Origin of the sequence: Marivivens donghaensis (genome assembly GCF_030410045.1) — a bacterium.
In the GTDB taxonomy this organism is placed as follows: Bacteria; Pseudomonadota; Alphaproteobacteria; order Rhodobacterales; family Rhodobacteraceae; genus Marivivens; species Marivivens donghaensis.
In genome coordinates, this window is the sequence record NZ_JAUFRA010000005.1 from 755,804 (window position 1) to 774,738 (window position 18,935).

An 18,935-nucleotide genomic window follows, 5' to 3' on the forward strand; every position below is an offset into this window, starting at 1 on the left:
GGCAAATTGGGAGATTGCAGCGACCAGCCAACCTCAAACAGGCTGTGCAGAGAGACGCTCAATCAATGCATCGATGTCAGCCTCGCGAAACCCGATGCAGCGCTGGCTTAGTTTGACAGGTTGTGGGAAGAGCGGATCGCGATGCATGGCGCGATACCAGCCCGCACGAGTGTAACCTGTGCGATAAAGGGCCTCTTTCAGGCGGATAATTCGAGTTGGGCGCATAGTAGCTCCTGTGCAAGGTGAACTTTATGCGACTCATCGTAGTCACCCCCGAAGGGTCTGTGACGTCGGGATAATTAACCTTCTTTTTTCCCTACGTGGGAGACCTCAGCATTTTCTATATTTATCAATCTATTATAATCGTAATACGCTTCGAACGCGGTCGACTGCTCCATCCCAAACACTTCTGCAACCACAGCAATTGCCGTATCAGGCGCGAAATGGCTCGCATCATCAATTGGCAGGTTCGTATTCTCGTGAACAATCTTTACCAGACGCCTAAGCTCATGATTGCGAAAAGACATTGGACGCCTGCCTCGCTTCTTCTTAGCTGGCTCCAATATCTCAGCTCCGAGCCATGCAAGAAGGTCAGGAGGCACAGAAATACGCTCTTTGAGGGCTCGTGCGACTGCGCGCTTCGTTCCCTCTGTCGGAGTGCTGTGAAAATCCAAGCTCAATAATGCTTCATCATTATTGCGCAGGAAACTTAAGAGCATACTCTCCCAATCGATATTTGTTTGAACAAGATGGTCCTGACGTTCTGCCCGAACCGCAGCCACCAATTCATCCCGGCTCATCTCTCGCCAACTTGGCCGTAATTTGCTTTTTTTGATACGATCAGTCAGCGCTGACATAATCCGCCCACCTCTGCAGGACATCGCGACGCTCTTCCAACAGATCAGACCGTTGATAGGCGACGTCAAATGATTTTGGCTGATGCGCTTTGACAAAATCAGCGACAATCTTGCGGACACCATTCTCAGCCATCCATGACCCGAGAGTAGCCCGCAATCCATGGACCGTTACATCCGAGAACTCTTTGATTGCATAAAGCATCGCATTCTCCGACATCACTCGGTCCTTCGCATTCCCAAGCACATATCGTCTTCCACCTGAAACTTGTTGAAGTTCGTGAAGAAGTGCGAGAACTTGACGGCTCAACGGCTGCCGATGTTCTTTACGCATCTTCATGCCCTCTGCAGGGGTCGTCCAAATGCCTCTATTGAGATCAATATGCCCCCACTCCATATGACGGACCTCGCTTGAGCGTTTACCAGTCAACAATACAAGCATCAGCCCATATCGAGTTTGGTCACGCAATCCGACGTGGTCATTTAACCAGCGCCACATCGCGGGGGCCTGCTCTGGCGTCAAAGCGTCGAAATGCTTCTCAACGTAATTCTGCTTGGGCATCGAGCGCACTGGAGGACAGGGATTAAACTCCAAGAATTCCTGATCCACGGCATAGTCAAATATCCGCTCCACATTGCCGCGTAGTTTCTTCCCTGAAGGCGGCTTAGTGAGCCAGATATCTTTCAAAGTCTCAACGATCTCTCGTCGTTTAATTTGATTAACAGGTCGCGTGCCCAAAGCCGGAAAAACATAGTCTTCGAGCTGTTGGATTACCTGACGCTTGTAAGCACCTTCAGATAAACCAGCCTTTAAATGGTTTTCATACCAATCACGCGCAACCTCCTCGAAAGTTGGCGGGGCGTCATGGTCACTCAATCGCCCAGTGATCACCAGACGCTGCAGAGCAATTGGGTCTACAGTCACACCTAAGGCAGACTTGATAACCTGCGCACTATAACCGGCCCCAACCAAACCCTTGATCACACCGGTAACCTGGCGTGCCACATCCGCTTTCAGGTCAGGCCACGTGCCAAGCGTGAGATTTGTTCTCTTACCCCCAATAGTGATGCGGCAGACCCAGGACATCCGCCCAGAGGACCTACAAAACACATAAAGGTTGGGGGTGCCATCGGGGACCCATTGCTCTTCGTGCTGCTGAGCCAGCCCCTCCAACTCACGAAACTTCAAGGCCATTCTGTATACCAATTGTAGCCAAACACCTTACTACAGAATGCATATCATGAGACAAATTGAAAGCAAAAACCTCAACAAATTAAGGACATATGGAATTCATGCACCTAAATGGAACAAACACCAGAGTTCCCTACGGGCTGCCACTTTTCCCCAACATTACGATTAGACGACAGACGGACTGCTCCGCCTGCCTCTGGTTTTGCGTCATAGACCCAAAATAGCTTTGATCGGTGCGACGAGCGCGTCACCAATGGCCGCTGTGTTTGCAGCATCCAAATGCACCCCATCAATCGGCGACGCCTGCGCGACCGTGCCCGCGTCAAAGAACGCGACGCCCAGTTCCTCGGCGGCGGCTTTATACATCGGAGCAAGCAGTCGGGTTTCCGCGACATCTCGCCCGCTGCCCGTTTTGCCATCTGGACCAATCACGCAGGGCGGAGGTGCCACGAATAGAATTTTCGGAACAGAGCCGGACGCGCCATAGGGATAATGCCGGATGATTTGCGCCAACCGTTTCATCCCCGCAGTGGCCCCAGTTGCGGACCCACAGACGTCGGTCTTTAGGTCATTCGTGCCGAGCATAATTACGACGAGGTCCAGCGGCGAATGACTCTGCAACAGGATCGGCAGCACCACAGACCCGTTGCGATCACAGGGACCCGTGTGATCATCAAATGCCGTCGTGCGACCGCCCAGCGCCTCAGAGATCACTTCGACGCCAAGGCGTCCTGCAACGATGTTAGGCCACAGAAACTCTGGCGCATGTCGTGCGGCATCTTCGGGGCGGTGCCCCCACGTGAGACTATCCCCAAACGCTAAAACCCGTGTCATCGGCTCCCCCTTTAGACTGTTCCCACTAGGTGCCGATTACTCCAGCTTTTCGAAGTAGATGCCAGCAATATGTTCGGGGCTTAGAGAATTAGGAGAGCCGCGGGATGGATCAGCCGACGCGCTGACCCTTCACCCAAACACCGTGGATGGTGCCTGTGCCATCAACCCGTTTTACACGGATCACGTCAGCGCGTTTCCCAACCTCAATGCGACCACGATCGGTTAGACCGACGGCCTTGGCCGGTGCGGCGGTAACAGTGCGAACACCACGCGCTACATCGCCCCAAAGATCGCCCAACAACAGAGCCGAGGATAAAAGCGCACCGGGGACGTAATCCGACGACACGATGTCCAGGAGGTCTGCCTCGGCCAACACAAGCGCAGCCACATTGCCAGAGTGCGACCCACCACGGATCAAGTTCGGCGCCCCCATCATCACGGCGATTCCGTGATCGTTGCAGGCCTGCGCTGCCTCAATCGTTGTCGGAAACTCTGCAAAGGTCACACCGTATTGCTTGGACGTCACTACGTGTTCAGCAAGGGTGTCGTCATGGCTCGCCAGTACGGCCCCCAAACGACGTGCGCCTTCAACTGACGCTGCCTCGTGGGCGGTACCGAATTTCTCTTTCAGCGCCAACTGATGGGACACATGAACATCAAAGTCATCATCCGACATGCCATGCTTGCCCTGATAATATTCTTTCAACTTATCAAGGTTCCGAAACTGTCGTGCCCCCGGTGTGTGGTCCATCAGGCTGACGATCCCGACGCGGTCTTCGGCGGTGAAGCTGTCCAACTCTTCGATCAGCGTCTCAGAACAGGTTTCCGCACGCAGGTGAATATAGTGCGAAATGCGCAAGGCATTGCGAGACCGCATATCCAAAAGCTCGGTCGCAACCTCGCGCGCGTATTTTTTGTAGTCACCCGACTTCTTCGTCACCGACCCAACGCGCAGGGCGTCGAACACGGTAGTAATCCCGACAGAGCAGAGCTCCGCATCGTGCGCGATGATCGCGGCCTTATGGGGCCAATCGACCTTGGGCCGAGGTTCGAGGTGCCGTTCGAGGTTGTCGGTGTGCAGCTCGATCAAACCTGGCATCACGAGGTCACCCTCACAGTTGATCGCTCCCGTCGGGACAGAGCGCCCTTCGCTAATATCAGCGATTTCGCCATCACGGATCACAACGGTGCCCGCCACCACAGTTTCGGGCAGAACAACAGTTGCGTTTGCAAGGATTGTGTCAGTCATTTGGTACATCCTAGAATTCGGGTGTCGGCGTAGACAGGTCACATCGCATCGGTGCGTCACAGCCATATGACACGCGGGAAATTTTCATTTGAAATCGGCAAGAACCGCGAGGAAGCGCGTGATGCCTTCGGCCTCGGTGCCGTCATTGACGACGACAGTTGCATCGATCCCTTCGGGCAATTCGAACGTTGCGCGTTTGAGACGGTTTTCGATATCGGCGCGCGTTTCACGGCCACGGGCAGAGAGGCGGTCAGCGAGAATATGATCAGGGGCTGTCACGACGATGACCCGTAAACCAGGGAAAACAGACTTTGCGAGGCCCAGCGCCTGACGCGATCCGTTGAACATCACGAAGGGAGCCGTCGTCTGATCCTTTGGGATGCCATAGCATAGGCCATGCGCTTCCCAATCGAGGGCGAACTCTCCGTCAGCTTTACGGGCAGCAAATTCATCAAAGGTCACGCCTTCGAAATCTTCGCTTCCCGCTTCAGTCGGGCGGGTAATCACTCGACGCACGAATTGGATATCAGGCCGCGCAGACAGAGCGCCCGTGATCAACGTATCCTTACCTGCGCCAGATGGCCCAACGACAGCGATGATCATGCGGCCGCCTTGGGCGTAAAGCCTGTCACGTCCACCACACGGTCACAAACTTGGTTCCGCGCACCCTCATCGTGGAAAATCCCGATGATAGCCGCGCCCCGCGCCTTTGCACCCTCGATCAAGGACAGGACCACATCGCGGTTCCGTGCATCCAAACTGGCTGTCGGTTCATCGAGGAGCATCGCGGGGTATTCATGGGCAAAGCCGCGTGCGATGTTCACGCGCTGCTGTTCCCCCCCCGAAAACGTCGTGGGCGACAGTGACCAGAGCCGTTCGGGGATATTGAGCATCGTGAGCAATTCCTCAGCCCGCGCATGCGCCTCACCTTCGGGTTTGCCCAAGGCCAACAGCGGCTCTGCGACCACCGTGCGGGTCGGTACACGAGGTACCACGCGAAGGTACTGGCTGACATAACCGAGCGTTTCACGGCGCAGGCGAATGATATCGCGCGGGGTGACGGTGGCCACATCGACGCCTCCAATACGGATCGAACCAGAGGCTGCGAGGTAGTTCCCGTAAATCATCCGCATAAGCGTAGATTTACCAGCGCCCGATTGACCCGTGAGCGCCACACACTCCCCTGGTTCGACCCGCAGGTGAGCACCAGCCATGACAGGAATGACTGCGCCCCCTTGATTATGCAGGGTGAAGCTTTTTGAGAGGTTTTCGATCTCGATCATGGTCACACCTGCAAGACGGAAGAAACAAGAAGTTGGGTATAGGCTGCCTGCGGATCATCGAGCACCTGATCGGTCAGCCCGTGTTCGATCACGTGGCCATCCTTCATCACCATCAAACGGTCGGCCAAAAGGCGGGCAACCGCAAGGTCATGGGTCACGATAATCACAGAGAGCCCCATGTCACGCACGAGCCCCCGCAGAAGGTCCAAAAGACGCGCCTGCACCGACACATCCAGACCACCTGTTGGTTCATCCATGAACACCAGTCGGGGCGAAGTGACGAGGTTCCGTGCAATCTGCAAACGCTGCTGCATCCCGCCCGAGAATTGGCGCGGACGGTCGTCAATGCGTTCGCCTGCAATCTCAACGCGGCCCAGCCAATCGGCCGCGGTTTCACGGATGTCACCGTAGTTCCGCGCACCAATCGCCATCAGACGTTCGCCCACGTTGCCGCCAGCCGAAACACCCATCCGCAAACCATCGCGCGGGTTCTGGTGAACAAAGGCCCATTCGGTGCGGGACAGCACGCGACGTTCAGGCTCTGGCATGGTCAGCGTATTGCGCCCACGGTAGAGGATCTTTCCCTCGTCCGCTTGCATATGCCCTGCCAAACATCCCAAGAGCGTCGACTTACCCGACCCAGATTCCCCCACAATGCCGAGCACTTCACCCGGCCAGAGGTCGAAACTGACGTCGGCACAGCCGATCCGCTTACCATAGCGTTTGGTTAGGCCTTCAACGCGGAAAAGCGGTTGATCGAGAGATACATCATGCATGGTCATGCCGCTTCTCCTTCTGGCGACAAGCGGCCCGTGTGACCCTCGTCCTGACGGGTGGTGCAATAACTGGTGTCGGAACACACAAAGATGCGGCTGCCTTTGTCATCGGTGATCACTTCGTCGAGGTAGCTCACCTCCGACCCGCAAAGATCACAGGCGTGATCCGCCTTGCTTGGGTCAAAGGGGTGATCCTCGAAATCAAGGCTCACGACATCGGTATACGGCGGCAGCGCATAGATGCGTTGTTCACGCCCAGCGCCGAACAGTTGGATCGCAGCATTGCCACCCAGTTTCGGGTTATCAAATTTCGGGATCGGCGACGGGTCCATGACATAGCGCCCCTCGACCTTCACGGGATAAGCGTAAGAGGTCGCAATCGCGCCGTGGCGGGCGATATCCTCGTAGAGCTTCACATGCATCAGCCCGTATTCTTCGAGCGCATGCATACGACGCGTTTCGCTTTCGCGGGGCTCAAGGAAGCGGAGCGGCTCTGGGATCGGCACCTGATACACGAGGATTTGGCCCTCGGTCAGTGCGACCTCTGGAATGCGGTGACGGGTCTGAATAACGGTCGCCTCTGCCGTGGTTTCCGAGGTTTGAACCTGCGCGGTCCGCTCAAAGAATTTGCGGATCGATACAGCGTTCGTCGTATCATCAGCCCCTTGGTCGATTACCTTCAGAGTATCCTCTGGCGTCAGGCACGCCGCCGTGACCTGCACACCGCCCGTGCCCCAGCCATAGGGCATCGGCATTTCACGGCTGGCAAACGGCACCTGATAGCCAGGGATCGCGAGGCCCTTGAGAAGCGCGCGGCGGATCATCCGCTTTGTCGCCTCGTCCAGATAGGCAAAGTTATAGGCCTGATCCGTCATTCTGCGGCCTCCTTGACCTGAGCATCCGCAGCTTCGCGGCGGAGTTTTCGGATGAGTTCCAGTTCGGATTGGAAGTCCACGTAGTGCGGCAGCTTGATATGCTCGAGGAAGCCCGTCGCCTGAATATTGTCACAGTGATAAAGGACGAATTCCGCGTCTTGGGCAGGCGCCCCGACGTTGTCTTCGCCCAGTTCTTCCCAACGGAGTGCACGATCCACGAGGCTCATCGAGATCGACTTGCGCTCTGATTGGCCCATGACCAAACCGTAGCCCCGCGTGAATTGCGGTGGTTCGGATTTGGATCCTGTGAATTGGTTCACCGTCTCACATTCGGTCAGTTCGATCTCTCCGATCTCAACGGCAAACCCCAGCTCAGGAATCTCCATCTCAACTGCACAAGTGCCGATCCGCAATTCGCCGACAAAGGCGTGCGTGCGTCCGTAGCCACGCTGGGTCGAATAGGCCATCGACAGGACAAACCCTTCGTCGCCACGCGCCAAGGCCTGCAAACGCAGCGGGCGATCTGCTGGCATTTCGAGAGGCTCGCGAGTGAGGTCAGGCGGTGTTTCGTCGCCATCCGTCAGCGGTTCCATCAGCCCATCTTGATCGAGGAGCTGCAGGATATGCGGCGCGACCACGGCATCCGCCTCTTTGCGCAGCGCCTCTGGTGCCTCGCCATCCGCCATGAGTTTGAAATCGAGCAGACGGTGCGTGTAGTCGAAGGTCGGCCCGAGGATTTGACCACCCGGCGCGTCCTTAAACGTTGCCGAAATGCGGCGAATGATGTCCATGCGATCCGTCTCGACCGGAACAGACGCCCCAAAACGCGGCAGGGTCGTGCGGTAGGCGCGGATCAGGAACACTGCTTCAATCAGATCGCCCCGCGCCTGTTTGATCGCCAGTGCAGCAAGGTCAGGATCGTATAGCGAGCCTTCCGCCATCACACGGTTCACAGCCAGTGCCATTTGTTCGCGGATTTGGGCAACGCTCAGTTCAGGAACAGAACGATCCCCCCGCCGTTCATCGGCGAGCCACTGATGCGCCGCATCAATCGCGCGTTCACCGCCTTTGGTTGCGACATACATCAGAGTGCCTCCACTTTCGTGCTACGCGGAAGGGCCGACAGTTGGTTGCCCGCAGTGAAGTAACAGTCAAAACCCAACGGGAATTGCGCACTGTTTGCGACAAAGGCGTCGAGGTTGGGCAGATAAGCGGTCTGCGTCGTCTCGATCCCAGGGCCAGAAAGGGTGGCCGTCGGTGCCGAAATATCCTCGCATTCGACGATCAATGTTGCAGACCGATCTGGATATTCCGCCGTGCCGATTGCGAACTGCGATACGGGCTGCAGCGCGTCCCACGTGCCAATCGCGAAATCGGCATCACTCGCCGCGACGACTGGGGCCGAGCAATGAAACGCGATCCATCTGCGGACGGCTTCAGTATCGTGGCTCTTGGCGATGAAAATCGGTGTCGTCGCATCCGCGAGCGTCAAAAGGATCGCGCCAGCGGCGGGCGACAAAGGCGCGGGAGGGACCGCGCCTGCGATCTGCTGGATACGCCCCGGACGGGCCATCGCGTCGAGGCAGGCACGAAATGCGCGGGCGCTGTCTTGGGCTGGGTTAGAAAATCCACCCGATAGAACTTCGGCTTCGAACATCAGTCTTCTCCTCGAACCATTGTGAAGAACTCGACCTTGGTCGCTGCGGCTTTCTCTGCTCGAGAGGTGCGTTTCTCAGCCTCTTCCGCACGAAGCGGCGCGAGGATGGTCGCGTCGACTTGCTCCACGCCTTCGGTTTGCATCAGCGCATCAACAATCGCCGCGCGTGTCGCGTGGCCCTGATCGCGCCCTTGGACATAAGCGTGCCCAACCGTGCCATCGGACAGTTTGAGCGCACAGCGCGTCACGGTCATCTCGCCAAGGTTAAACGGCGCACCTGTCGCGCCGATCCGACCGCGCACCATCGTTGTGCCAATCTCGGGACGGCGCAGCCAATCGTGCGCAGGAAGATCGGGCAACAACTGTTCGAGCCGCTCTGGGCGAGCACGCGCCAGTAGGCCCATGTATGATTTGCGGGTGTCTGTGGTCAGTGTGGACATCTTGACGATTTGTCTACCTATCTATACAACTAGACAAATATTGCTAGATTCGTCGCCATTTCGCAAATGAAGGTTTCATGACACGCAAAAATCCTGTGTGGCTGTCGATTGCCCAAACTCTAAAAGATGAAATTGGCGAAGGCCTTTATCCCGCAGGAACAAAGCTCCCGACTGAGGCGCAGCTATCGGCGCGGTTCGGCGTCAATCGTCACACCGTGCGCCATGCCCTCGCGTCTCTGAACGAAGACGGGATAACGGTGTCACAGCGCGGGTCTGGCGTGTTCGTCGCTTCGAACCCGCCTGCCGACTACCAGCTCGGCGCACGTGTGCGGTTTCACCAGAACATCGCAGCGACGGGGCGTGCTCCGTCACGGCAAGTGATCCGCATCGAAACACGCCCTGCTAAAGCCGAAGAACGCGAGGCTTTGGGCGTTGATATGGTCCATGTGCTCGAAGGGATTTCGTCGGGCGATGCCCTGCCCATCTGTCACTTTATTTCTGCCCTGCCCGCCCAAAGGTTTGCGGACCTCCCCCAGATCATGGAGACCGAGCGGTCGATTTCTAAAACGCTCGAACGGCTTGGTGTGACCGACTACACCCGCCATTCAACCCGCATCACCGCGACCATCGCCAAAGGGCCGCGTGCTGGCATGTTAAAGGTCAGCGAAGGATCACCACTTTTGCGGACCGAAGCGATCAACGTCGACCGCGACGGTGTGCCGATTGAATACGGGTTAAGCTGGTTTGTCGGTGATCGCGTCGCGCTAACCGTTGCGAACGACGGACATTAGTCCTCGTAACGCTCTAGGAACTCTTCTGCCCGCAAACGGCGGAAGTCATTCAATGCGTCCTTGAGCCGATCATGGGGCCAATCCCACCACGCGAGGTCCAAGAGCCGATCCGCGACCGACTGTTCAAACCGCATTTTCACTGGCTGTGCGGGAACACCCGCCACGATCATGAACGGCGAAACGTCCTTGGTCACGACCGCGCCGGATGCGACGACGGCACCGATGCCGATGGTGATCTCTGGCTTGATGATCGCCCCATGCCCAATCCAGCAATCCGCGCCCAACGTGCTCCGCCGTGATGCGCGGTGTTCAAAGAACGCCGGATCATCCTCGACGCCGTCGAAATAATAGGACGACCGATAGAGGAAATGGTGCTGCGCCGCATTCCGATACGGGTGATCCGTCGGCCCAATCCGCGTGAAGGCCGCGATATTCGCGAATTTACCAACCGTCGTGTTCGCCACGTCAGCGTAACGGTCACAGTAGGAATAATCCTCGAACGTCGAATTCAGAACGCGGCTACCTTTGCCGATTTCAACATAGGCCCCAAAGGTGGAATTGCCGATCTCGCAGTCAGGGTGAACAAACGGTTCGGTCGCAGAGAGTTTCGGCATGATTACCCTTTGATGAATTTCTTACGGATCCAGCCCGAGATCGTGTCCATGATCATAACCGTCAGTACGACTAGGATCATGTAATAGCACACCTCTTCCCAGTCCTTTTGCGTGATGATCGCCTGCGTCAGCAAAAGACCGATACCGCCACCGACAAGCGCACCAATCACAGTGGCCGAACGGGTGTTCGATTCAAAGTAATAGAGAAGCTGCGACAGGATCAGCGGGAGGACCTGCGGGATCACGCCAAAGCGCATCCGTTGGATCATATTCGCGCCCGTGGACTGGATGCCTTCGACCTGTTTGTTGTCGATGTTTTCCAGCGCCTCAGAGAAGGTCTTCCCGAAGGTGCCCGTATCCGTCAGCAGGATCGCCAAGGAACCCGTCATCGGACCAGGGCCAAACGCTCGGGACAGAATGACCGTCCAGATCAGGCCATCAACTCCGCGCAAGAAGTCGAACAGTCGGCGGCATGTGAGGCGTAGCCAAACCGCAGGCGCAAAGTTCGACGCCGCAAAAAAGGCCAGCGGGAACGCGATCATCCCTGCCCCCATCGTGCCGATGAACGCCATCAGAACCGTTTCACCCATCGCCCAGAACACATCGCCATGGCGCCACATTTTGTTGTTCCAAAATCCGTCGATCATCGCGACGATGTTGGAATGCTCTGCGGTCACACGCGGCTCCCAGATGGCAAGCGCGATCAATTCTCCAACTGATTTGCCGTAGAACGGACTATCGAGGGTAAAGAAGAACAGCTCCCAGCCCGCTTGATAGCGGAACACTTCGGTCCGTGCGGGGGTCATAGAGAACCGCCAGTTACCTTGGTCGATCGACACGCGATTGCGAGAGACGCTCATCCACTCTGGAATGTCTTTACCGTCAGGGAGCCTGAGCACCACAGCGCGCGCATTCACTTGGGTCGTGATTTCACCAAAGTCAGGAACATTGATGACGGCCGTATTTTCAGGAAGATATTGAACAGACGCATCACCGTAGAGTGAGATGGCCGTGGTTTCACCCATCGCCACCCATTCTGGGCCTTCGCCTGCAGGGTATGTCCCTTTGCGTTCGCCCTCGACCGAAGCAACCACGTCACCAGACCGGTTATCGCGCGTGATGTGGGTCTTGTAGGACCAAAAGTCACCAAGTAGGACCGCAGCATTCTCTGGACGCGCACGAGACGCGAGCCCCGCAACGTCGAACGCGAAGAACACGTAGATCAGGTAACCGAGAATCGCGAAGGGCACCGCGATGCTGCGCCATTTGCGGAACCGAAAAGTGCCCTCAATGGACTGCTTCAAACCGACGGTATCGAAATTTTCGGATGCTGTGGTCATACCAATGCCCCTCCCTTTACCAGACGTTGACGGGCACGGTCAGACAAGTGGTCAACGATCATGATGGTCAGGAATAGGATCGCGAAAATCGCGACCACTTGATCGTATTTCCCCTGCCCCCACTGGAGCGCGGTTTTCAGGTCGTAGCCCAAACCACCAGCCCCAACGAAGCCAAGGATCGCCGAGGCGCGAATGTTAATCTCGAACCGCAAAAGTGCGTAGGAAGACCAGTTCGGCGCGACCTGAGGCATCACGCCGAACCAGATGCGCTGGAACCAATTGCCACCGACCGACGCCAGGCCTTCAACGGGTTTCAAATCCACGTTTTCTGCCGCTTCGGAAAACAGTTTGCCCAATGCGCCCGCCGTGTGGAACGCAATCGCGATCATCGCGGGGACAGGTCCGACGCCCAAGAGGAAGATCAAAACCAGTGCGATAACGATCTCAGGCACAGCGCGCATGGTATCCATGATGCGGCGGAAAACGGGTGTCAGGCGCGGCCAAAGGGCCAGACCACGCGTCGACAAAAAGGCCAGAGCCATCCCCAAGAGGCCACCGAACAAAGTTGCAATCGCTGCGATATTCAGGGTCTCGATCAGGGACGGGATTGCAGCCACGAACAGACGCGGCAGGTTCTGCCAGTTCGTGAAGGCCTCAGCGAAAATCTCTTTTGGGAAATCAAAAATGCGGTGCAAACCGTCTAGAAATCCGCCTGCATTGCGATCTTCGGCAACGGTGAACCCGCTCGCAAAAAGCACAAAGAAGAGCGCGACCAGAATGGCCCCATAAAGGCGGCGGCGGCGGACCAGAGCGAGATACTCTGCCGTGCCAGATACGGTGTGTGCCGTCATTAGTATGTCCCGGATATGAAAAACCCGAAGGCAGACTGATGCCGCCTTCGGGTCATTGGTTTGATTAGGAACCGTTAGCGATCTGCTGACGACGTACTTCGATGATGGTTTCGTAGTAGTCGTGAGTGATCGGAACGAAACCAGAGGTATCGCCAGCAGCAACGCCGTATGCGCAATCTGGGTCAGCAGCTTGCAGACCTTCGACCAGCGCGGTCATGGTTGCTTTTACGTCTTCCGGCAGTGCGTTGCGGAGAACAACAGGGCCTTCTGGGATCGGTTTCGACATCCAGATTTGAACGAGGTCGTTCATGTCAACGAGGCCAGCGTCAACTGCTTTGCGCAGAGCGCCCGAGTTGTAGCCGTCTTCCCAGTTGCCCTGACCGTCAGCCCAGGTCACGCCCGCGTCGATGTCGCCGTTGTTAACAGCAACGATGGTTTGCTCGTGACCGCCGGTGAAGCGAACTTCGCCGAAGTAGTCGCCGGATTCCATCGAGTGGCCAGTTGCCTGCGGAATTTCTACCGACGGGATCAGGAAGCCAGAGGTGGAGTTCGGATCACCGAAGCCGAATACTTTGCCCTGAACGTCTTCGAGCGAGGTGATGCCGCTGTCAGCGCGTGCGAAACCGATCGAATGGTAGGTGTAAGAACCGTCGAGGTTCGCTTTAACCAGAACTGGCGAAACAGCATCAGGGTCGGTCAGGTAAACTTTTGCGTAACCCGAAGCGCCGAGCCAAGCCATGTCGATGGTGCCGCCCAGAAGACCCTGGATAACGCCGTCGTAGTCAGCAGGAGCGAAGAGTTTAACGTCAACGCCGAGTGCTTCAGATGCGTAGTTCTGAAGGCAAGCGTAGGAGTTCATACGGTCCTGCGCGTTTTCACCGCCGAGGATACCGATGTTGAATTCAGTGATTTCCTGAGCGGCAGCAGCGCCAGCCAGAACGGTAGTTGCGAGTGCAACGGAAAGGATCTTTTTCATGGTCGTCTCCAAAGGGAACATATCATTCGAATTGGCGCGGCCATCACGCGGCCTTTGCCTGTGGCTACTCAGTCGCTCAATAGTGCGGCTGCGTATTCTGTTGCAGGAGCCAGCGACCCGATCTCTGTCGAGGTCGCACTCTCGGAAAAGCTTTCGTCTGCACCGTAGATGTCGCGAGCAACGTCTTGGGTCAGTTGACTAGGGGTGCCATCAAACACGATGCGACCGTCCCGCATCCCGATCACGCGGTCGCAATAACGACGCGCCGTATCGAGGGTATGGAGGTTCGCCATCACCATGCGGCCGTCTTCGACGTTGATGCGCTTGAGCGTGTCCATCACGATCTGCGCGTTCATCGGGTCGAGCGAGGCAATCGGTTCGTCGGCAAGGATGATCTTGGGGTCTTGCATCAGAGCACGGGCAATGGCGACACGCTGCTGTTGGCCACCCGACAACGCCTCGGCCCGCTTTGCCGCCTGTTCAGCGATACCCAAGCGGTCGAGAATTTCGAGGGCACGGGTGATGTCTTGGCTCGACCAAAGGTTCAGCACACTGGTCAGCGTTGAACGGCGACCCAAAAGGCCATGCAACACGTTCGACACAACATCCATACGCGGGACAAGGTTGAACTGCTGGAAGACCATCGCGCATTGGCTCTGCCAGTCGCGTTTCTCTTTGCCCTGCAGTGCCAGCACATCAACGCCATCAACAACGATCTGACCCTCGGTCGCATCAGTCAGGCGGTTCATCATACGCAGATACGTCGATTTACCCGCACCAGAGCGGCCAATGATGCCTACGAACTGCGCGCCTTCGACAGAAAAAGAAATGTTGTCGACTGCCGCTTTATCACCGAAGCGCTTGGTCACGCTGTTTACGTTGAGTTGCATACCATCCCCTGTTTTGCTTCGACGGGGGATACGCATGGTTTGTGACAGGAAATTCTCATGCCTATGAACCTTTAGCGACAGCAAAGATTCAGTTTTACGACACCTCAGCGCGTGGCCGCAGACTGCAAAACAGCGTGTAGATTGTGATTTTACAGGAGTGTTACCGTTGCTTTAATCAGGGGTTACACAGGCCCTTCATGCGAATTCTGTCTTTCAATTTCCGACAGAGAGTTTCGCATGACCTTTAAATCCGTCTGCATTACGTCGATCCTCGCTTTGGCTGCTGGCCAAGCATCGGCAGAGATGAACTTTAACCGCATCGCATCGTTTGCGACGCCGCATAACAACGCCGATGCCTCTGCAGAATCCTCTGCCGAAATCATCGCCGCGTCTGACGATGGCATGACATTAATCTATACCGACAGCCCGCTGGGCGTTGTTGGTCTGATCGACATCACTGACGCGACAAACCCGCAGGCCAAAGGCAAAGTGGACGTGGGCGGAGAGCCGACCTCTGTAACCGTCGTCGGCAACACCGCTTACGTTGCGGTGAACACTTCTGAATCTTACACCAATCCGTCGGGCAAGCTGGTTTCTGTAAACCTCTCTGACGGTTCAGTCACTGGTGAATGCGACCTCGGCGGTCAGCCTGACTCGACCGCGCACACCCACGCTGGCGATATGGTAACGGTCGCTATCGAAAACGAACGTGACGAAGACCTCGGCGACGGTCGCGTTGGCCAGATGCCTGCCGGCTACATGGTCACCGTTGGTCTTTCTGGCGATGCATTGGCTTGCGATAGCCTCGTAAAAATCGACGTCTCTGGCCTCAGCGACATCGCACCCGAAGATCCAGAGCCCGAGTTCGTCGACGTCAACAGCCTCGGCGAAATCGCCGTCACAATGCAGGAAAACAACTCGATCGTTATCCTGAACGCTGACGGTTCGGTTCAGAACGAATTCTCGGCTGGTTCTGTTGATCTGGTCAATATCGACGCAACCGACGAACGCGGCGCGCTGATCTTTAACGAAAGCCAGCCTGGTCGCCTACGCGAGCCCGATGGCCTTCAGTGGATCGACGACAACCACGTTATGATCGCAAACGAAGGCGACATGGACGGCGGTTCGCGTTCGGTCACAGTGTTCCACAAAGACGGCACTTTGGTTTGGGAATCTGGCAACGCCTTTGAAACCCCGATCATCCAAGCAGGCCACTACCCAGACAAACGTTCCGATGCCAAAGGCGTTGAGCCTGAAGGCATGGAAGTCGCGACCTTTGGCGACACCACCTACGCCTTTATCCTGTCGGAACGCGCCTCGACCATCACCGTCTACGACGTGACCGACGCGACCAACCCTGTATTTAAACAGGTTCTGCCGTCGGGTATTTCGCCTGAGGGCGCGATTGCAATCCCAGAGCGCGGCCTTCTTGCTACCGCGAACGAAGTTGACCTTGGCGAAGACGGCGCAGCACGTGCACACGTCATGATCTACGAACTTCAGGACGCACCAGCAGCTTACCCGCAGCTGACCTCTGAAGGCGCTGACGAACTGATCGGTTGGGGCGCAATCTCTGGCATGGTCGCTGACGAAGACGGGATGATCTACGCCGTCAACGACAGCTTCTATGGCTACCAGCCGCGCATCTTCACCATCGACCCGAGCCAAACACCTGCTCGTATCATCGCAGCAACTGACGTGACCCGCGCAGGCTATCCGGCGCAGAAGATGGACATGGAAGGCATCACGCTGGACGGCGAAGGCGGTTTTTGGATCGCATCCGAAGGCCGCACCGACCGTCTGGTTCCCCACGCGATCTACCACGTGAAGGCCAACGGCCAGATCAAAGAAGAAATCGCACTTCCAGCAGAGCTTCTGGCTGTTGAAAAACGCTTTGGTTTTGAAGGCATCACTCTGGTCGGCGACACCCTTTGGATGGCCGTTCAGCGCGAGTGGGCTGACGACGACAAAGGCTTTGTGAAACTGGTGTCGTATAACACCACCACCGAGGAATGGGGCGCAGTTCGCTATCCGCTGGACGCGGTTAAAACGGGCTGGATCGGCCTGTCGGAAATTCAGGCTCACGGCGACTACGTTTACCTGATCGAACGCGACAACCAGATCGGTGAGAATGCTGTCGTAAAGCAAGTGACCCGCGTTGCTCTGTCCGAAATGGTGCCTGCACCACTGGGCGGCGACCTGCCGGTTGTTACCAAAGAAGTCGTCTACGACCTGATCCCTGATCTGGCATCGAACGGCGGCTACGTTGTCGACAAGATCGAAGGCATGGCAATCATGCAAGACGGCACCACATGGATGTCGACCGACAACGACGGCGTTGATGATAGCTCGGGCGAGACGTTCTTCTGGTCGATCGGCCAGTTCTAAGATCGCCATATCCAGAAACACGAAAAGGGGCGCAACCGCGCCCCTTTTTGCTACTTCTGTCTGCCGTTATCGCGGCGGCAGACGCGTCGCCCCATCTAGACGGATCACTTCACCGTTCAGATATGGGTTCTCGATGATCTGGCTGACCAAGAGGCCAAACTCGTCCGGCTGCCCGAGACGCGCTGGGTGCGGCACGTTTTTAATGATCGCGTCAGTGACCTCTGTCGGTAGGCTCATCATCATTGGCGTGCCGAACAAACCGGGTGCAATCGCCATGACACGCACGGCCGATTGCGCCAGTTCACGCGCCAGCGGTAGACACATCGACGCCACGCCACCCTTTGACGCCGAATAGGCCGCCTGCCCCACTTGACCATCCTGATAGGCTGCGGACGAGGTGTTGATGATCACGCCACGCTCACCATTTTCGAGTAACGGCAGGTCCATCATCGCCCGCGTCGCATAAGACATCACGTTGAATGTGCCAATCAGGTTGACGCGGATCACACGCTCGAACAGGTCGACGGCTAGTTTACCTTCACGCCCCACCATGCGAGCAGCATTCGCAATGCCAGCGCAATTCACAACGACACGTGGTGCGCCAAGTTGAGATACGATGGTATCAATGGCGGCTTCGACCTCCGCGGCATCGCCCACATCAACCTGAACTGATAGACCTCCCACCTCGGACGCGACCGCTGCCCCTGCAGCACCGTCAAAGTCCAGAATCCCGATCTTTGCGCCTTTGGATGCCAAATACCGCGCCGTTGCCGCACCTAGACCACTGCCGCCACCTGTTACGATGGCCACCTGCCCCGAAATATCCATAAAGTCCTCCCTCAAACATCCCGCTTATTAGGTCGCCCAAGTATTTGGGGTTCAATAGTTTCCTAACGTTACGGAAAGGAAACCTTGGCGGTCAAATCGACGCACCGATCGTCAGTGAAATCGGTTCAAGCCCGTCGATCCCACCGCTAATCACATCACCTGGGACGACGGGTCCGACACCTTCTGGTGTGCCCGTTAGGATCACATCGCCAGCACGAAGGTGATAATATTTGGACAGATCAGCAACTATGTCTGCCACCTTGTGAACAAGCAAGGAGAGCGACGAGTCCTGTTTAAGGTCGCCGTTAACCGACAAATGGATGCGCTGATCGGCGGGCGTAAAATCAGTTGCCTTGGTGATGGTGGAAAACACAGCAGACTGTTCAACGTCCTTGCCCAAGTCCCAAGGCCGCTGTTTCACCCGTTCTTTCAGCTGCAAATCGCGGCGCGTCATGTCGAGCGCACAGCAATACCCATATATCGCAGCAACCGCCTCATCAGGCGTTGCTCGAGCAACGTCCGACCCGATGACCAAGGCCAATTCCATTTCGTAATGGTAATTTTCAGTACCCAGCGGATAAGCCGCCGTCGTACCCGACAGGATCGCAGCAGAGGACGACTTTGTGAAATAGAACGGAGCCTCGCGATCAACCTCATACCCCATCTCTTCGGCATGAGCAGCATAATTGCGCCCGACACAGAAGATACGTCCCACAGGATACTGCGCCGTTTCACCCTTTACGGGGACCGTGAGAGCCTCGGGCAACTGAAACAAGTGAGCGGTCATGGGAGGTCCTGATCTGGAAGGTAAAGGAACGGTGATAGCCTTAGACGTTCAATGTAAAATGATCCTATGAGAACAGGTACATATTTTAGGCCGAAAGAGTGACTCTGGAATAGATATTTATAACGAAACTGACGAGCAAAGGCGGTCTAGCGGCGTTACTGCAGCTTTCGATGGGGCAAACGCGGACAGCCCCTTTTTTGGGGTTACTAGGCACTGAATGTATTGAAGAATTTGTTTTGGTTGCGGGGGTAGGATTTGAACCTACGACCTTCAGGTTATGAGCCTGACGAGCTACCGGGCTGCTCCACCC

At 56.5% G+C, this 18,935-nt stretch carries 21 protein-coding genes; 2 read left to right on the top strand and 19 right to left on the bottom strand.

What is annotated here, in order from left to right; translation table 11 throughout:
* Positions 1 to 33: 33 nt before the first annotated feature.
* From QWY83_RS09365 to phnG, 12 genes are all read right to left on the bottom strand, one after another.
* Positions 34 to 225 carry a helix-turn-helix transcriptional regulator gene (locus QWY83_RS09365; protein WP_249945193.1) on the bottom strand — a complete coding sequence of 64 codons (192 nt, stop codon included), beginning with the start codon at positions 223 to 225 and terminating at the stop codon, positions 34 to 36.
* Between the two features lie 74 nt (positions 226 to 299).
* Positions 300 to 857 (bottom strand): hypothetical protein, encoded by a 558-nt coding sequence (locus tag QWY83_RS09370; protein WP_249945192.1) that lies wholly within the window; start codon positions 855 to 857, stop codon positions 300 to 302.
* Positions 841 to 2,049 (bottom strand): tyrosine-type recombinase/integrase, encoded by a 1,209-nt coding sequence (locus QWY83_RS09375; protein ID WP_249945191.1) that lies wholly within the window; start codon positions 2,047 to 2,049, stop codon positions 841 to 843. Before QWY83_RS09375 ends, QWY83_RS09370 begins: the two co-directional genes overlap by 17 nt.
* A gap of 204 nt (positions 2,050 to 2,253) precedes the next feature.
* On the bottom strand, positions 2,254 to 2,880 hold the full coding sequence (locus QWY83_RS09380; protein ID WP_105234420.1) for an SGNH/GDSL hydrolase family protein: 627 nt from the start codon (positions 2,878 to 2,880) through the stop codon (positions 2,254 to 2,256).
* A gap of 109 nt (positions 2,881 to 2,989) precedes the next feature.
* Positions 2,990 to 4,129 carry an alpha-D-ribose 1-methylphosphonate 5-triphosphate diphosphatase gene (locus QWY83_RS09385; RefSeq protein ID WP_249945190.1) on the bottom strand — a complete coding sequence of 380 codons (1,140 nt, stop codon included), beginning with the start codon at positions 4,127 to 4,129 and terminating at the stop codon, positions 2,990 to 2,992.
* An 84-nt stretch (positions 4,130 to 4,213) separates the two neighbouring features.
* Complete coding sequence (gene phnN, locus QWY83_RS09390; RefSeq protein WP_249945189.1) at positions 4,214 to 4,732, bottom strand: phosphonate metabolism protein/1,5-bisphosphokinase (PRPP-forming) PhnN; 519 nt, start codon at positions 4,730 to 4,732, stop codon at positions 4,214 to 4,216.
* Positions 4,729 to 5,412 (bottom strand): phosphonate C-P lyase system protein PhnL, encoded by a 684-nt coding sequence (gene phnL / locus QWY83_RS09395; RefSeq protein WP_249945188.1) that lies wholly within the window; start codon positions 5,410 to 5,412, stop codon positions 4,729 to 4,731. Before phnL ends, phnN begins: the two co-directional genes overlap by 4 nt.
* Positions 5,413 to 5,414: 2 nt before the next feature.
* Positions 5,415 to 6,188: a phosphonate C-P lyase system protein PhnK gene (gene phnK / locus QWY83_RS09400; protein WP_249945733.1), complete on the bottom strand. Its 774-nt coding sequence runs from the start codon at positions 6,186 to 6,188 to the stop codon at positions 5,415 to 5,417.
* A 2-nt stretch (positions 6,189 to 6,190) separates the two neighbouring features.
* The gene (locus tag QWY83_RS09405; protein WP_249945187.1) at positions 6,191 to 7,063 is read right to left on the bottom strand and encodes an alpha-D-ribose 1-methylphosphonate 5-phosphate C-P-lyase PhnJ; all 873 of its coding nucleotides are present in this window, start codon (positions 7,061 to 7,063) and stop codon (positions 6,191 to 6,193) included.
* Positions 7,060 to 8,148, bottom strand: coding sequence for a carbon-phosphorus lyase complex subunit (locus tag QWY83_RS09410; protein ID WP_249945186.1), 1,089 nt, complete (start codon positions 8,146 to 8,148; stop codon positions 7,060 to 7,062). The genes QWY83_RS09405 and QWY83_RS09410 overlap by 4 nt, the downstream gene beginning before the upstream one ends.
* On the bottom strand, positions 8,148 to 8,720 hold the full coding sequence (phnH, locus tag QWY83_RS09415) for a phosphonate C-P lyase system protein PhnH (protein WP_249945185.1): 573 nt from the start codon (positions 8,718 to 8,720) through the stop codon (positions 8,148 to 8,150). The genes QWY83_RS09410 and phnH overlap by 1 nt, the downstream gene beginning before the upstream one ends.
* Positions 8,720 to 9,160 (bottom strand): phosphonate C-P lyase system protein PhnG, encoded by a 441-nt coding sequence (phnG, locus tag QWY83_RS09420; RefSeq protein WP_249945184.1) that lies wholly within the window; start codon positions 9,158 to 9,160, stop codon positions 8,720 to 8,722. The genes phnH and phnG overlap by 1 nt, the downstream gene beginning before the upstream one ends.
* Before the next feature lie 77 nt (positions 9,161 to 9,237).
* On the opposite strand from phnG, the gene phnF reads away from it, so the two are divergent.
* Positions 9,238 to 9,951 (top strand): phosphonate metabolism transcriptional regulator PhnF, encoded by a 714-nt coding sequence (gene phnF, locus QWY83_RS09425; protein WP_249945183.1) that lies wholly within the window; start codon positions 9,238 to 9,240, stop codon positions 9,949 to 9,951.
* Here the strand turns inward: phnF and QWY83_RS09430 are convergent.
* The 5 genes from QWY83_RS09430 to phnC all read right to left on the bottom strand — a co-directional run bounded on the left by QWY83_RS09430 (position 9,948) and on the right by phnC (position 14,622).
* On the bottom strand, positions 9,948 to 10,565 hold the full coding sequence (locus QWY83_RS09430; protein ID WP_249945182.1) for an LbetaH domain-containing protein: 618 nt from the start codon (positions 10,563 to 10,565) through the stop codon (positions 9,948 to 9,950). The genes phnF and QWY83_RS09430 overlap by 4 nt on opposite strands.
* Before the next feature lie 2 nt (positions 10,566 to 10,567).
* The gene (gene phnE / locus QWY83_RS09435) at positions 10,568 to 11,905 is read right to left on the bottom strand and encodes a phosphonate ABC transporter, permease protein PhnE (RefSeq protein ID WP_249945181.1); all 1,338 of its coding nucleotides are present in this window, start codon (positions 11,903 to 11,905) and stop codon (positions 10,568 to 10,570) included.
* Positions 11,902 to 12,756: a phosphonate ABC transporter, permease protein PhnE gene (phnE, locus tag QWY83_RS09440; protein ID WP_249945180.1), complete on the bottom strand. Its 855-nt coding sequence runs from the start codon at positions 12,754 to 12,756 to the stop codon at positions 11,902 to 11,904. The genes phnE (QWY83_RS09435) and phnE (QWY83_RS09440) overlap by 4 nt, the downstream gene beginning before the upstream one ends.
* Before the next feature lie 64 nt (positions 12,757 to 12,820).
* The gene (phnD, locus tag QWY83_RS09445; protein WP_249945179.1) at positions 12,821 to 13,732 is read right to left on the bottom strand and encodes a phosphonate ABC transporter substrate-binding protein; all 912 of its coding nucleotides are present in this window, start codon (positions 13,730 to 13,732) and stop codon (positions 12,821 to 12,823) included.
* Positions 13,733 to 13,800: 68 nt separating this feature from the next.
* Positions 13,801 to 14,622 (bottom strand): phosphonate ABC transporter ATP-binding protein, encoded by an 822-nt coding sequence (phnC, locus tag QWY83_RS09450; protein WP_249945178.1) that lies wholly within the window; start codon positions 14,620 to 14,622, stop codon positions 13,801 to 13,803.
* Between the two features lie 237 nt (positions 14,623 to 14,859).
* On the opposite strand from phnC, the gene QWY83_RS09455 reads away from it, so the two are divergent.
* Entirely contained in the window at positions 14,860 to 17,010 is a 2,151-nt protein-coding gene (locus QWY83_RS09455; protein WP_249945177.1) for an esterase-like activity of phytase family protein, read from the top strand.
* Positions 17,011 to 17,076: 66 nt separating this feature from the next.
* On the opposite strand, the gene QWY83_RS09460 is transcribed toward QWY83_RS09455, so the two are convergent.
* Together QWY83_RS09460 and QWY83_RS09465 are read right to left on the bottom strand one after the other, a co-directional pair.
* A complete protein-coding gene (locus QWY83_RS09460) occupies positions 17,077 to 17,838 on the bottom strand; it encodes an SDR family NAD(P)-dependent oxidoreductase (protein ID WP_249945176.1) in 762 nt (253 codons plus the stop codon).
* 91 nt (positions 17,839 to 17,929) lie between these two features.
* A complete protein-coding gene (locus QWY83_RS09465) occupies positions 17,930 to 18,625 on the bottom strand; it encodes a fumarylacetoacetate hydrolase family protein (protein WP_249945175.1) in 696 nt (231 codons plus the stop codon).
* Positions 18,626 to 18,935: the final 310 nt, after the last annotated feature.